Genomic DNA, 15,665 nt, shown 5'->3' with positions numbered 1-15,665 from the left:
AAATCTGCGAGAGAAAATAACCGACAAAGAATAAAAAAAGAAAAAACTTTGCGCCTCTGCGCCTTTGCGAGATTAAAAAAAAAAAAGAAAACTTTTGCGAACATGGCGTAAACCACTGCGCCCTTTGCGGTTAAAATTTTCTACCAACAATATTATACTAACTACCTAAAATAATAATTATGAAAAGCCTAAAAATTATGATTTTGGTATTGCTGATTCAGACCAAAATTTTCAGTCAGCAGTCTCCAAAAAGAGAAATGCGAGCCGCTTGGATTTCTACTGTAGAAAATATCGACTGGCCTTCTAAACCAGGATTATCAGATAAAGAAATGAAGAACGAAATGATTGCCATTTTGGATAATCTACGTTCTTACAATATGAATACTGTAATTTTTCAGATTCGCCCAACGGCCGATGCGTATTACAAATCGACCAAAGAACCAGCGTCGCATTGGATAACCGGAACTCAAGGCGTTGCTCCGGGTTTTGATCCGTTGCAGATGATGATTGACGAGGCAGGAAAACGCGGAATGAATGTGCATGTTTGGCTAAATCCGTATCGTGTTCAAAAAGATACGGTAAGAGATGTGCTTTCAAAAAATCATTTATATTTTAAAAGGCCTGACCTTTTTCTGACGTACGGAAAAACGAGATATTTTAATCCAGGTTTGCAGGAAACTAGAGATTTTGTGGCTTCTGTTGTAGGTGAGATTGTTCGTAAATACGATATTCAGGCCGTGCATATGGATGATTATTTTTATCCGTATAAAATTGAAGGGCAGGAGTTTCCAGATGAAAAAGCATTTGCCAAAGAACCGCGCCAGTTTAAAGATAAAGATGATTGGAGAAGAGACAATGTCGATTTAATTATCAAACAAATCAGAGATACTATTATCGCCAATAAACCAGAAGTCGAATTCGGAATTTCGCCATTTGGAGTTTGGAGAAATATAGCCAAAGATTCACAAGGTTCTAATACAAAAGCAGGAGCAACCAATTATGATGATTTGTATGCGAATATCTTAAAATGGCAAAAAGAAAACTGGATCGATTATGTAACGCCTCAAATCTATTGGCACATTGGTTTTGACAGAGCCAATTTTGAAGTTCTGGCAAAATGGTGGGCAGAACACAAATACGGAACAAATGTTTACGTGGGTCATGGTGATTACAAAATTTCGAATACCGCTAAAGAACCAGAGTGGAGAAGTCCTGATCAAATTGTGAAACAGATTGAAATGATTCGCAAAATGCCTCAAATTGACGGTTCTATGCATTTTACCGCTTCTACTTTCCTAAAAAAAGGAGATACACTTAGAAATCCTCTTCTTCAAAAAGAATATAAATACATCGCTTTAACGCCAGAAGCGAATAGAATTACGAGATTAAAACCAGAACCGCCAACAAATGCTGTAATTGCCAAAAAAGGCGACAAAGCAGTTTTAACTTGGAAGGCGGCTTTAAATGACAAAAAATATGTGATTTACAGATTTCCAAAAGGGAAAATTACTGATTTCTCAAATCCTCAGAATATTTATTATGTGACAACGGCTCTAAAACTAGAAGTGCCAAACCCAGATTTGGAAAACTACGTTTATGCGCTGACCGCTTTGAGTCAGACCCAGACAGAAAGCAGTCCGATTGAATTTTCAACAAAATAAAATATAAAAAGAAATGAGAAAAAGTATTCTTCTATTAGCCGTATTTCTAAGTTCGCTTAGTTTTGTACAAGCCCAAAAATTAGATCTAATCCCAAAACCTGTATCAGTTCAGCAAAGCGCGGGACAGTTTGTTTTGCCTTCACCATTAAAAATTGTTGTAGATAAAAAACTGAAAAATAGTGTCGATTATATTACTTCAGATTTTTCAAAAAATACTGGAATTACCCCAATTGTTTCCATTGGAAAAAAACACGGAAAAAATAATATTTCATTTCTAGTCGATAAGAAATTGAATCTTCCGGATGAAGGTTATCAATTAGAAATAAATGAAAAAGGAATTTTCGTAAAAGGAAAAACGGATAAAGGCGTTTTAAACGGATTCCAGACTTTACTGCAAATTTGTTCTGCAAAAGAAGTTAAAAAAGGAGCGCTTCCGTTTGTGAAAATTGAAGATTATCCTCGTTTTGACTGGCGCGGAATGATGCTCGATTGTTCAAGACAATTTTTCGACAAACAAACCGTAAAAAACTATATCGACTGGTTGGCTGCTCATAAAATGAATGTTTTTCACTGGCATTTAACGGATGATAACGGTTGGAGAATCGAAATAAAATCGATGCCAGATTTAACTTTAAAAGGCGCTTGGAGAGGTCCTGGCGAAGTTTTGTTGCCGTCTTATGGTTCTGGAGACAAACGCTACGGAGGTTTTTATACCCAAGAAGATATTAAAGAAGTCGTAGCTTACGCTGCAGATCGTGGCATTTCTGTAATGCCAGAGATTGAAATTCCGGGACATTCGCGTGCGGTAACGGCTTCATATCCAGAAGTAGGTTGTGCGATTACGCAGGAACTAAAAAGTGTTCAGGGCGAAGTAAAAAATGTTTGGTGTGTAGGGCGCGAAGAAAATTATGATCTTCTGGATTCGATAATCAAAGAAGTTTCGGGACTATTTCCTTTTGAATACATTCATATTGCGGGAGACGAAGTGAATCGTGCCAATTGGGAACATTGTCCAAAATGTCAAGCTTTAATGGCAAAAGAAGGATTTACAGATAGTTTTCAGCTTCAGAATTATTTCTTTAGAAGGGTTCAAACGATTGTCGATAAATACCATAAAAAAACAGATGGATGGAATGAAATTCTGAAAGGTGGAGAAATCAATCCAAATACGCTTATTTCTGCTTGGCAGGGAATTAGTTACGGAATTGAATCGGCAAAAAAAGGATACAAAACCATCATGATGCCAGGACAGTTTACGTATTATGATATGGCGCAATCAGAAACAGAACGCGGCCATCGTTGGGCAGCGATTACCGATACCAAAAGAGCGTATTCGTTTGAACCAATTCCTGATGCTGACTTAACTCCCGAAGAACAAAAAAATATCATTGGAGTTCAAGGCGCTTTATGGAGCGAATATTTGGATCGCCCGGCAAGAATTATGGAATACCAGAGTTATCCGAGAATCAGCGCGTTGTCTGAAATTGGATGGTCTAAAAAAGAAGATAAAAACTGGGATGATTTTTATGGAAGATTAACCAATAGCCATTTAAAAAGATTGGCTGATATGGGAATTGCTTTCAGGGATTTTCCTCCAACAGCTATTTATAAAAACGGAACAATTACCGTAACGCCGCCTTATGATGGTGCAGTGGTACGATTTGATAAAGATGGAAATGAACCAACAAGACAATCGCCTTTGTATACTGGACCAATTCAGACTAAAGATTACGAGCAGTATATGTTTAGAGTTTTTTTCAATGAAACGTCGGCAAGTCCAGCGGTAAAAGTAGAGAAATTGCCTGTTGCTACTTGGAATACTTCAAAAGCAGAAGTTTTAACGATTTCTGAAAATATATCAGATCATGTAGATAAAAAGGGCATTTGGTATCTTACTTTTAATCCAACAGATGACGGAGCAAACGGAATAATCAAAAATGTTTCGCTTTTTGAAAATGATAAATTAGTTCAGACTTACGCTGCTGATGAAAAAGCTTTAAAATCAAAACCTCGCTTGAGATTTCTAATTGAAAATTACAACGCAAAAAATACATATAGATTAGATTTTACAGTTGAAAATAAGGAAGAGAAAAAGTCTGCTGCAAATGTAAAATTCGATTGTTCGCCTTATCAGGAACCAGAAGTAAAAGTGACTTCGTCGATGGCAGAAAATCCGAAGTTTCCAATTTCGAATCTGCAGGATTATAATGAAGAAACGTACTTGCGTACCGATGTTGCGTGTAAAGACGGCGATTGGATTTTGTATACCTTTACTAATCCTGTAACTTCTTCTAAAATTGATGTTTTAACTGGAATTCCGCATCATCCAAGATTTATCATTAACAACGGTTTTGTAGAGTTTTCATATAATGGAACTGATTTTATAAAAGGCGATAACTTTGATTACGGAAATGCATCCATTTATCCGAAACAGCCTGTAAAAGCAGTTAGAATTCAAATTACAGGAACCAATAATGAGCCTTTGATGGCGGGGCAGGACTTAAAAATTAATCCGTAGTACTATGAAAAATATTGGTGTCAAAATTATAATGGTTTCGTTGATTTTTTTGGGAATAAATGGTTATTCACAGAAAAAGGCAAAGCAATCTTTTGATGTAAAAAGAAATGAAGTTTACATTGATTCGATGATGACAAATGCGCTTGAAAAAGGTTTTTTTCCGGGAGCACAAATTATCGTAGGAACAGGAGATTCTAATCTAATAGTTAAAAATTATGGATATCATGATTACACTAAAAAGCAATTGGTAAAATCAGATGACGTTTTTGATCTGGCTTCAATGTCTAAAGTTTTAGGAGCGACATTGGTAACGATGCGTTTGGTTGGAGATGGAAAAATTAAATTGACAGATCAAGTTGGCGAAATTGTTCCGTTTTATAAAAATACAGCAATTTCAGATTTAACACTTTTTGAGTTGTTAACACATACTTCTGGATTAACACCAAGTATCACTTTTTATCAAGCATTGCTTTCTACACCAGATAATTCGCCTTTTTTGAGCAATCAAAAATCAGAGCAATATGTTGAACCTTTTGATAATATGTATGTAAATAAAAACATTGTTTACAATTCAAAATATTTGGTTTTTGAGCCAAAAGAAAATTGGGTTCAGATTTATAAAAACATGTGGCTGAATCTAGAATTTTATTCATCGGTTTATGAAAGGATCGCGAAGGCAAATACAAATCCGAGAGGGAAATATTTATACAGCGATTTAAATTTGCTTTTGGTGAAGCAAATGATTGAAACCAAAACGGGCAAAAAACTCGATCAGTTTACCAATGAAATTTATACCGAATTAGGCGTTTCAAAAATTGGATATAATCCGTTAAAATGGACTTCGATCGAAAACGTAATGCCAACTGAAGTGGATAATTTCTTCAGAAAAGATACTATTACAGGTTATGTGCATGATGAAGCGGCGGCAATTTTTGGAGGCGTTTCTGGAAATGCAGGTTTGTTTGCCAACGCAGAATCGATTGCCGTAATCTGCAAAATGCTGATGAACTACGGAAATTACAAAGGCAAACAGATTCTAAAAGCAAATGTCGTAAAAGAGTTTACAGATTCTCCGCTTTCGAAAGAAGGAATTTATAGAGGTTTAGGTTTTGATAAAAGAAAACCAGATGAGTTTTTTACAAAAGACGATTTTGGACATACGGGTTTCACAGGCACTTTTTTCTTTATGAATAGAAATACTAACCGATTTTTAATCATTCTCACCAATCGAGTGAACCCAACGAGAACAAACAGATTGATGTACAAAGACGATTTTAGTGCTAAAATCTGGAGACAGATTAATAAATATTAAAAAGTTTTTTAGCCACAGATTAAAAGGATTAAAATGATTTCTTGTTTCACGCAGATTTTGCAGATTTAAGCAGATCAATACCGATTATAAAATTTAAATAAATCTGCTTAAATCTGCAAAATCTGCGTGAAAAAAAATTAAGCGCAACCAAATAAAAAAATCCTTTTTAATCCTTTTAATCTGTGGCAAAAAAAAAATAAACACGATGAAAAAACTAATCATAATCTGCATACTAATTTCAGCAGTTTCTTTTGCGCAGCAAATAAAAACCGGCGCTGAGAATTCTGAAAAATACTTGCCTTTATTGAAAGGCAAAACCGTAGGAATCGTTACCAATCAAACGGGAATTATCACTAAAGAAAAGCATTTGGTTGATTTTCTGGTCGACCAAAAAGTAAAAATAAAAACCATTTTTGCGCCAGAACATGGTTTCAGAGGGACTGCCGATGCGGGTGAACATGTATCGGACGAAATCGATACTAAAACAGGGTTATCCATTACTTCATTATACGGAAAAAACAATAAACCGACACCAGAGCAATTAAAAGGAATCGATATTATGATTTTTGATTTGCAGGATGTTGGAACGCGATTATACACGTATGTTTCTACCATGCACCGCATTATGGAAGCTTGCGCTGAGAACAATGTTCCACTGATTGTACTGGATCGTCCCAATCCAAATATCGCGATTGTCGACGGTCCGGTTTTGGACATTGCTTTTAAAAGCGGTATCGGAATGCATCCAACGCCTTTATTGCACGGAATGACTTTGGGCGAAGAAGCAAAAATGATCAACGGACAGAAATGGCTGAAAGATGGAATTCAATGTAAATTAACCGTAATTCCGTGTTTGAATTATACTAGAAAAAGCACCTATAGTCTGCCAGTACGACCTTCGCCAAATTTACCAAACGATCAATCGATTAATTTATATGTGAGTTTATGCCTTTTTGAAGGAACCAATGTGAGCATGGGACGCGGAACTGAAAAGCAATTTCAGATTTATGGTTCACCTTATCTTCCTAAAAGCAATTTTGCTTTTACTCCAAAACCTAATTTTGGCGATAAAGATCCTTTGTATAAAGGCGTGGAATGTAACGGAGAAGATTTATCTGCAATTCCAAAAATAAATAGATTAGAAATAAAATGGCTTATTAAAGCCTATCAGACCACTTCTGATAAATCGAAGTTTTTCGACAAAAGAAAATTTGCCATTCGTGCTGGAAATGAAAAACTGCAACAGCAAATTGAAGCCGGAATTTCGGAAGAAGAAATTAGAAACAGCTGGAAAGAAGGTGTGGCAACATTTAAAAAAATGCGTGCTAAATATTTGATTTATAAGTAATATCTCTCAGATTTGCTTCGGTTTTAGCAAAATAGATCATTTATTCATCCGGACTAGTTATAATTATAAAACTGGTATGCTTTATTGGTACGGTAAGAAACTACTTTTGCCAAAAAAAATAGTAAACCAAAATGAAAAAGATCTATTTTGCTGTCTTTACAGTAATTTGTACCAATTTTTACGCACAGACAAAGAACGATTCCATCAACCAAATGGATGAAGTTATTATTAATGAAGGCCGTTTTAATACACCAATTTCTAAACAAAACAGAAATGTATATGTTATCTCGAGCGAAACCATTAAAAAACTGCCAGGAAGAACATTGCAAGAAGTATTGCAATATGCCAACGGAGTAGACATTAGACAAAGAGGACCATTTGGAACTCAAGCCGACATTAGTGTTGACGGTGGAAGTTTTGAGCAAACTGTTGTTTTATTAAACGGAGCAAAAGTAATCGACTCGCAAACTGCCCATAATATGTTGAATCTTCCTCTTCCGGTTGAAGCAATTGAAAGAATTGAAGTAGTTCGCGGACCAGCTGCGAGAATTTACGGAATTAACAGTTTAACTGGAGCAGTCAATATTATTACTAAAAAGCCAACCGATTCTGGTTTTATGGTAAGCACTTATGCAGGTTCTAATTTCGAAAAAGATACGCAAGATACAGGAGATACTTTTTACGGAACAGGAATTCAGGCTGGAGCTGTTTTAGGTAAAGAAAAACAGCAGCATTTACTTTTTGCCTCGCATGATAAAAGCAACGGTTATCGTTACAATACCGCATTCGAAAACAACAAAATTTTCTATCAAGGAAATGTTCAGATCAATGATAAAAACGAAATTTTAGGTTCTGCAGGTTATATCAATAACGGATTTGGTGCAAACGGATTTTACGCAGCGCCTGGAGATAAAAACTCAACCGAAATTGTTCAGACTACATTTGCCAACATTCAGTCCAATCATCAAATTACTGACAGCTGGAAAATTATGCCGAGAGTAACTTACAGATACAATTATGATGATTACCGTTATTTAGGAAACTCGAATTTGGCTGTTGGAAGAAGTCAGCATTATACCAATTCTATTGCTGGAGAATTGAACTCTACCGTTAAATTATCTAAAGGAGAAATTGGTTTTGGAGCTGAATTTAGAAACGAAAACATTCACTCTTCAAACATTGGAGATCACGATCGCGAAAATGTTGGATTGTATGCTGAATACAGAACGAGTTTTACTGAAAAACTAGATGTAAATATCGGAACATATTTAAACTATAATTCCGATTACAAATGGCAGATTTATCCAGGAATTGATGCAAGTTATGCCATTACAGATGCATTTAAAATTATCGGAAATGTGGGAACAAGCCAAAGAATTCCTTCGTTTACAGATTTATACTTGAAACAGACAGGAAATATTGGAAATCCAGAATTAGATTCAGAAAACGCGTTTCAGAGCGAAATCGGATTTAAATACAACAAAAGAGCTTTGAGCTTTAATGCGAATTATTTCTACAGAAAAATAGACAACTATATCGACTGGATGCGTAATCTTACAACGCAGCCGTGGCAAAGTCAAAACACAGGAGATTTAAACACAAACGGAATCAATTTGCGTGGAACTTATAGATTCGATTTCTCTAAAGATTCTAGATTGAACATCCTTTTAGGATACACCTATTTAGATTCTGAATTTAAAACAGCGCGTACAGAAACGTATTCAAAATATTCCATTTCCTCATTAAAGCATCAAATTACCAACACCATAGATTATCAGTTTAAAAACTTATCTGTGATGTTTGCAACTCGTTTTAACGAAAGAATTACAGGACCTTCTTACTGGGTAAATGATTTTAGAGTAAGTCAGTCAATTAATAAATTCACGATCTTTTTAGATGGACAAAATATTTTCAATGCAACGTATTATGAAGTAGGAGCAGTGCCACTACCTTCTAGATGGTTTACATTGGGAGTGAAATTAGTTACTTTTTAATTGCAATTTTGAATAGAAAAAAAGGGAAGATATCGAAATTATCTTCCCTTTTTTGTGTAAATGCATCATAAATTACATTAAAAAGTTTTACCGGACCAAATGGTAACGATTTGAAAAATAGTAATCATTACGGGGAAAATTTTATTAAATAGCATTTCTTTAAAAGCTACTACTTTTTCTTCATTTGTTAATTCACTATTTTTTAAAACATTGGCAGATCTCGACAAGTATTTCATTATAAAAATGCTACAAGAAAAAATGATTAAAAAGTAAAACAGTTGGTTTGGTAGAACTTCAAAATAGAGATTAGAAGCAACAAGTATCAATCCAAATGGAATCAAACCTAAATAGTTTTTACTAATATTCTTATTGTTTAGTTTTAGGTAAAGCACAAAATTTAAAAGTAAAAAGAATAATGAATAACCAATTTTTAAAATCATTTTTAGAAAAGAAATATAATTTTTGATTTGTTTTTGAAGTGCAATATAAGTCTTTTTAGAAATAAAAAAAGCCTGTAAATATTACGTTTACAGGCTTTTTTTATTAAAGGTTATTCTTCTTTAACCAAAGATTGACATCATCAAACATCTGTTTATTTATGGTATGGCCTTCTTCATACGAATGAAAATTTGGGTTTAAGTTTTTTGTTTTTAGAAAATCAGAAGCATCTAAGGCATATTGATAATTTAAAACAGCATCTTGTTTTCCGTGAGAAATGAAGATTTTAAGATTTTCAAGACGTTTTTCATCTGCCATAAACGGTTTTATTTCGGGTAAAAGTCTTCCGCTCATTACAGCAATTCCCTTTACTTTTTCTGGAGCAGTAAGCGCAACACTGTAACTCATAATTCCGCCTTGGCTAAATCCCATTAAATAAACTTCATCTGGATTAAAGTTAATTTCAGATTTTAAATCACTAATAAAATCAATCAGCATTACTCTTGATTTTTCTGCTTGTTCAGCATTTATTTGAGGTTTTCCAGTAGAAAAATCTACTTGAAACCAAGCGAAACTATTTGGGCCGAAAGTTAGCGGGCCGCGCGCAGAAACTACAACAAAATTATCTGGCAATTCGGGAGCAAACGAAAAGAGATTTTGTTCATTTCCGCCAACGCCATGAAGCAAAATTACCAAAGACGGATTTGCTGTTTTTATTTTTGGTTCTCTAATTAAATAATGCAGTTTAGTTTTTTCTTTAGTTGAATTCATAATCGTAAAACTGAAAATTGATAGGGTAATAAGGGCGGCAAATGCTATCCAAAAAGGCCTTTTTATACTCATGCTTTGTCTATTTTTACAGACATCATATTGAGTGATCCTGCAACAAGTTCGTCATTGAAAACAGTTGCTTTTTCGTCTTTTTCTTGAAGCGATAAAATGTACAATAATGGAAGATAATGTTCTGGTGTTGGAACAGCCAATTCAAATTCCCTTCCTTGTTTATCAAACTGAATAAGCGATTTATGGTCATTGTCCAAAATCATGCTTTTCATTTTTTCATTTGCAATATGCGCCCATTCGAAGGCATAACCAGGAACCATCATTTTGTCCCATGCCGCTAGACGTAAGTTGTGAATCGTATTTCCGCTTCCCACAATAAGAACACCTTTTCGGCGTAAAGCAGCCAATTCTTTTCCTAATTCATAATGATAAGAAGCAGGTTGCGTATAATCAATGCTCATTTCGATAATAGGAATATCGGCGTTTGGATAAAGAAATTTTACCACTGTCCAGCATCCGTGGTCCAATCCCCAGCTATTGTCTAAACCGACTGAAGTTGAAGTAATCAGTTTTTGTGTTTCCAAAGCCAATTCTGGACTTCCAGGCGCAGGATATTGCACATCAAAAAGTGCCTGCGGAAAACCTCCAAAATCATGAATAGTGGGCGGTTTTTGCATTGCGGTTACAAAAGTTCCTTTGGTTTCCCAGTGTGCCGAAATACAAAGTATGGCTCTTGGCTTTGGCAATGTTTTGGCCACTTGCTGAAAACCTTGTGTGAAATTATTATCTGCCAATGCATTCATCGGATTTCCGTGTCCAAGAAAAAGAACTGGCATTCGTTCTGTTGGGCCAAAAGTATCAACGGCCGTTTTGAGTGAGCTGAGTTTCATTGCTGCAGCTCCGATAGGTAAAATTGCCATGGTTTTTAGAAAATCTTTACGATTCATTTTTTATAGTTAATTGCTTAAAAAGTATCTTTTATTTGTGATACAAAGTTGCATTTAATTATAACCAAAGAGGTAACGATTTTAGGAAGAAAGGTTGTGTTTTTAAGAAAGAAGCTTCTTCATTTCTTCTCTAAATTCGGTTGGAGTCATTCCTGCTTTTCGTTTGAAAGCATGTGTAAAATAGGTTTTTTCATTAAATCCGAGTTCGTAACCTATTTCGGCAATGTTTTTATCGGTGGTCATCAATAAGTTTTTGGCTTCAGTCAATTTACGGGTTTCAATAATTTCCGAAACGCTTTGCTGTAGAATATTCTGGCAGATATTATTTAAGTTGCGCGAAGTCATAAAGAGTTTTTCTGCATAGAAATTAACATCTTTAGATTCTTTATAATGCTCTTCTAACAATCTCAGAAAGTTTTTAAAAGTAGAACTTTGAATTTTTTTCGATTCATCATTATTCAAATTCAATTTTCGTCTTTCTGATTCGATAATGGTAAAAAGCGCGCTTAATAATTGTTTGATAACGGCAAGATCAGGAGCTTCTTGTTGGTATTCGTCAAAAATAATTTTGCAGATCGTATCCATTTTTTCAAAACACTGATTGCTCTGCAAACTAATATTTGCCTTGTCATGAAAGGAAGCATAAAGGCTAAAAGTGGTTTCGGCAATAAATTCACTTTTGAATCGTAAAACCCACATATCACAATTGCCATCTTTTACAAGAGGTTTTGCGCGATGAATTTTTCCTTGAGTGACAAAACTGATAAAAGGCGCTTCTATTAATTTGGATTGAAAATCTATAAAATGTTCCAACTGACCTTTATTTCCAATAATAAGTTCTTCAAAATCATGCGCATGCGGTTCGTTTACCGATTGCATAATTTTTTCAGATTCGACAGTTGTAATTTTAAACATTTTGAAAATCTCAGTCATAAATCAATTTTATAGAATTTTAAAGGTAATTATTATTCTTAGAACATTCTGCTGAAGATAAAAAGCAAAGAAGAAAAATATAATTAAAGCCTTGAAATAGAATAATATAAATTTTCTCCAAAATCATGTAACAAATTTTCGAGCTATTTTTTTCAATTTTACGAATCTATGAAAACAAAGTAATAATCATACTTTCAGTTTTTGATGGTATAAAAAGAATTAGAAATGGATACACGAGATAAAAAAAACGATTTATTCCAAGATGGAATTGATCGTACGCAAGAAACCAATTGGGATCCTATTTTAGGATATCAGATGTATTTTCCGAATGATGAAAATAAGCAGGAACACCTAAACGAAGCAGATAACCCTGTGCACCAGCAAAATACGGGAGATTGGGGAGATGATGCCGATTACGAAGAACTTAGGCATAAAAATAATTTAAATAGAGATATTGCTGAAAATGAAGCAACAAAGACAGACTAAAGAATAAAGAAAGAGCAGAAATTTTCTGCTCTTTTTTTTTATACTTATATCAAATTGTTTGAAAATGAAAAGTTTTTTATATAAAAAGTTAGTGAAATTGTGTAAAAAACGTAAAGTCGAAAAGGAGTATTTTTATAATATTAAAGAAGAAAATATTTATTTAAAAATATAGGATTATGAAAAGGCAAATAAAAATGAAACTTGCTTTGTTAATTCTTCTTATAGGACTAGCATTTTCTTGTAAAAAGAACGAAAGCACTACAATAGATTCATCCGAGAATGATTCTATTCAAAACACGATTGATACCGTTGGACCGGAAGTGGATACAATTAATATGGATACAACAGTAACAGTTAAAGCCGATACGATTAAGAAATAATTATTCGGCAAAAAAATAGTAGAAAGCTGAATCTTAATGATTCAGCTTTTTTGATTTTAGAATCAGATAAAAGAATTCAACAAATGTTAAAAGTAAAAACGTTTTTCTCTATATTTGAGAAAGAATATAATCTTTTAAATGCCTTTTTGACTATTGAGCAACTTTAGAAATGACCTTTATTTAGTACGATAATGGAGCTAATAAATAATTTAGACCTTTTTCAAACCGTCTTTAATTCTGCGCCAAATGGAATAGCAGTTTTAAAGTCTTTGTACGATAATAAAGGCAAAATAGAAGATTTTTCAATATTATTGTTTAATACTTATATCATCAACTGGATTGATGATAAAGAATATAAAGAAAAACCATTCAGTAAAGTTTTCTCTAAAATAAATAAAACCAATATTTTAGAACAGTTTATTGAGACGGCAGAAACTGGAGTTACAGCCAATTTTGAGGAATGGTATGGAGAGGAAACCAACAAACAATGTTTCAGATTTACTGCTGTAAAACAAGACGATGTTTTGGTGGTAACCATGGAAGATATCACAGAAAAGAAACATGCCGAAACAGCGCTTCATAATGCATTGCTTGATGCAGAAAAACAAAAAAGGCTATACAATTCTATATTAAACGGTACTCCTGATCTAGTTTACGTATTTAGTCTCGATTATAAATTTACTTACGCCAACAAAGCTTTATTGACGATGTGGGGCAAGTCTGCAGAAGACTCCATCGGACGCAGATTAATTGAAAATGGTTATGAGGACTGGCATGCCGAAATGCATGAAGAAGAAATAGATACTGTAGTAGCTACGAAAAAACCAGTTCGAGGAACAGTTTCTTTTCCGCATGCAGAATTGGGAAGAAGAATTTACGATTATATTTTTGTTCCCGTTTTTAATGAAAATGGAGAAGTAGAGTTTGTTGCTGGAACAACACGTGATATTACAGAAAGCAAGCAAGCACAAGAAAAATTGCAGCAAAGTGAGAATCGTTTTCGCAAAATGATTCATCAAACGCCAGCTCCGACTTTAGTGCTTAAAGGAGATGATCTTATTATTGAGCAGATCAATAGGCATATGCTGCAAATGATTGGTCGCGGCGCAGAAATTATCGGCATGCGACTGATTGATGTTTTGCCAGAACTGGAAGGGCAATATGTTTGGGAGCAAGTTTTAAAGGTTTATAATGAAGGAATTCCTTTTGATCAAAGTGAAGTTTTGGTGCCACACAATCGTACAGGAGAATTAAAAGACTATTATTATAATTTGGCTTATCGTCCGTTAATTGAAGATGGAGAGATAACAGGAATGATACAAGTAGCAGTTGAGGTTACGCAACAAGTTGTGGCGCGTCAAAAAATGGAAGAGAGTGAAAGCCGCTTCCGTGCTTTAGTCAACGCATCATCCGATTTGGTTTATCGAATGGATGCCGATTGGATGATTATGCAAGATCTGGAAGGAGACGGACGTTTGGCAAATCAAAGAGAACGTGGTGTCAATTGGTTGGATAAATTTATTCATGCTAGCGATTTGCAGATGGCTGTACATCTTATTTCTAAATCGATAGTAGAAAAATCCATTTTTGAAATGGAGCATAGGGTTATAAATAAAGACGATTCTGTTAGATGGGTTTTCTCTAGAGTAGTCCCGATATTAGACGATCAAGAAAAGATTATTGAATGGTTTGGAGCATCGAGCGATATTACTTCGCAGAAAGAACTTCAAAACGTTATTGCAGAAAGTGGAGAACGATTTAGACAGCTTGCAGATTTGGTTCCTCAAATTATTTGGACAGCCAATTCAGAAGGTTTTGTTGATTATTACAATAGCCGCTGGTACGAATACACAGGTTACATAGAAGATGAATTTGGAGATCCAAGCTGGATTTCAAAATTACATGCAGACGATGTTTATTTAGTGTCAAAAATGTGGTACGAAAGTGTTCATGCAGGAGTTCCTTATCAGACGGAATTTCGCTTAAAAAATGCCAGTACGGGAGAATACCGCTGGTTTTTAAGTAAAGCGCTTCCTATTAGAGATAAAGAAGGCATCATTACCAATTGGTTTGGTACCTGTACAGATATTCACGAACAAAAGTCGATTACTGAAAAACTTGAAATTTTGGTAAAAGATCGTACTAAAGAACTGCAAAGATCTAACGACGATTTACAGCAGTTTGCGCATGTTGCTTCGCATGATTTAAAAGAACCTGTTCGAAAGATAAAAACTTTTCTAAGCCGTCTAGAAGATCATATGTCAGGACAGTTTGATGAATCTTCAACAAAATATATTGAACGAATTCATGTTGCGGCAGATCGTATGTTTAATATGATTGATGGTGTATTAGCCTATTCGAAAATGAATGCCGATTCGCAAAAAACAACAATAGTCGATTTAAATGAAGTTATTAAAAATATAGAAACCGATCTTGAAATTGCGCTTCAAAATACAAATGGCACCATTTATTTTGAAAAACTTCCAGTTATAGAAGGCGCTTCTGTATTGTTGTATCAGCTGTTTTATAATCTTATTAATAATTCTATTAAATTTGCTAAAGAAGATACTCCGCCAGAAATACGTATTACAGCAACAGAACAAATTGAAGAAGGCAACAGAATTGCGATAATTACAGTAGAAGATAACGGAATTGGTTTTGATCTTGATCAGACAGGACGAATTTTTGAAACCTTTACACGCTTAAATTCTAAGGATCGTTATGAAGGAACGGGTTTAGGGTTATCGCTTTGTAAAAAAATAGCCGAACGTCACGGCGGAAGTATTACAGCCACAGGAATTGCTAATAAAGGAGCCATTTTTATTATAACATTGCCATTTGAGCAAAAAGTAAAACACATTTAAG

12 protein-coding genes are annotated in these 15,665 nt (G+C 34.4%); 8 read left to right on the top strand and 4 right to left on the bottom strand.

Going from position 1 to position 15,665, the window contains the following annotated elements; all coding sequences use genetic code 11:
* The first annotated feature begins 179 nt into the window (after window positions 1-179).
* The 5 genes from ACFO3N_RS07765 (at window position 180) to ACFO3N_RS07745 (ending at window position 8,833) form a co-directional block, all read left to right on the top strand.
* Complete coding sequence (locus ACFO3N_RS07765) at window positions 180-1,661, top strand: glycoside hydrolase family 10-like protein (protein ID WP_379796612.1); 1,482 nt, start codon at window positions 180-182, stop codon at window positions 1,659-1,661.
* A 13-nt stretch (window positions 1,662-1,674) separates the two neighbouring features.
* Window positions 1,675-4,179: a beta-N-acetylhexosaminidase gene (locus ACFO3N_RS07760; protein ID WP_379796610.1), complete on the top strand. Its 2,505-nt coding sequence runs from the start codon at window positions 1,675-1,677 to the stop codon at window positions 4,177-4,179.
* A 4-nt stretch (window positions 4,180-4,183) separates the two neighbouring features.
* A complete protein-coding gene (locus ACFO3N_RS07755) occupies window positions 4,184-5,491 on the top strand; it encodes a serine hydrolase domain-containing protein (RefSeq protein WP_379796608.1) in 1,308 nt (435 codons plus the stop codon).
* 205 nt (window positions 5,492-5,696) lie between these two features.
* Entirely contained in the window at window positions 5,697-6,839 is a 1,143-nt protein-coding gene (locus tag ACFO3N_RS07750; protein ID WP_379796606.1) for an exo-beta-N-acetylmuramidase NamZ family protein, read from the top strand.
* Window positions 6,840-6,970: 131 nt separating this feature from the next.
* Window positions 6,971-8,833 (top strand): TonB-dependent receptor plug domain-containing protein, encoded by a 1,863-nt coding sequence (locus ACFO3N_RS07745; RefSeq protein ID WP_379796604.1) that lies wholly within the window; start codon window positions 6,971-6,973, stop codon window positions 8,831-8,833.
* Between the two features lie 77 nt (window positions 8,834-8,910).
* On the opposite strand, the gene ACFO3N_RS07740 is transcribed toward ACFO3N_RS07745, so the two are convergent.
* The 4 genes from ACFO3N_RS07740 to ACFO3N_RS07725 all read right to left on the bottom strand — a co-directional run bounded on the left by ACFO3N_RS07740 (window position 8,911) and on the right by ACFO3N_RS07725 (window position 11,934).
* On the bottom strand, window positions 8,911-9,273 hold the full coding sequence (locus tag ACFO3N_RS07740; protein WP_379796602.1) for a hypothetical protein: 363 nt from the start codon (window positions 9,271-9,273) through the stop codon (window positions 8,911-8,913).
* A 103-nt stretch (window positions 9,274-9,376) separates the two neighbouring features.
* Window positions 9,377-10,114: an alpha/beta hydrolase gene (locus ACFO3N_RS07735; protein ID WP_379796600.1), complete on the bottom strand. Its 738-nt coding sequence runs from the start codon at window positions 10,112-10,114 to the stop codon at window positions 9,377-9,379.
* A complete protein-coding gene (gene ygiD / locus ACFO3N_RS07730) occupies window positions 10,111-10,944 on the bottom strand; it encodes a 4,5-DOPA-extradiol-dioxygenase (RefSeq protein WP_465254287.1) in 834 nt (277 codons plus the stop codon). Before ygiD ends, ACFO3N_RS07735 begins: the two co-directional genes overlap by 4 nt.
* A gap of 159 nt (window positions 10,945-11,103) precedes the next feature.
* Window positions 11,104-11,934 (bottom strand): helix-turn-helix domain-containing protein, encoded by an 831-nt coding sequence (locus ACFO3N_RS07725; protein ID WP_379796595.1) that lies wholly within the window; start codon window positions 11,932-11,934, stop codon window positions 11,104-11,106.
* Window positions 11,935-12,159: 225 nt separating this feature from the next.
* Here ACFO3N_RS07725 and ACFO3N_RS07720 point away from each other — a divergent pair, with 225 nt between their 5' ends.
* The 3 genes from ACFO3N_RS07720 to ACFO3N_RS07710 all read left to right on the top strand — a co-directional run bounded on the left by ACFO3N_RS07720 (window position 12,160) and on the right by ACFO3N_RS07710 (window position 15,664).
* Entirely contained in the window at window positions 12,160-12,420 is a 261-nt protein-coding gene (locus ACFO3N_RS07720) for a hypothetical protein (protein WP_379796593.1), read from the top strand.
* 176 nt (window positions 12,421-12,596) lie between these two features.
* The gene (locus ACFO3N_RS07715; RefSeq protein ID WP_379796591.1) at window positions 12,597-12,800 is read left to right on the top strand and encodes a hypothetical protein; all 204 of its coding nucleotides are present in this window, start codon (window positions 12,597-12,599) and stop codon (window positions 12,798-12,800) included.
* A gap of 191 nt (window positions 12,801-12,991) precedes the next feature.
* Window positions 12,992-15,664 (top strand): PAS domain-containing sensor histidine kinase, encoded by a 2,673-nt coding sequence (locus ACFO3N_RS07710; RefSeq protein WP_379796589.1) that lies wholly within the window; start codon window positions 12,992-12,994, stop codon window positions 15,662-15,664.
* Window position 15,665: the final 1 nt, after the last annotated feature.

The organism is Flavobacterium chungangensis (genome assembly GCF_042654045.1).
GTDB lineage: Bacteria > Bacteroidota > Bacteroidia > Flavobacteriales > Flavobacteriaceae > Flavobacterium > Flavobacterium chungangensis.
This window is presented reverse-complemented; position numbering and strand designations above follow the sequence as displayed.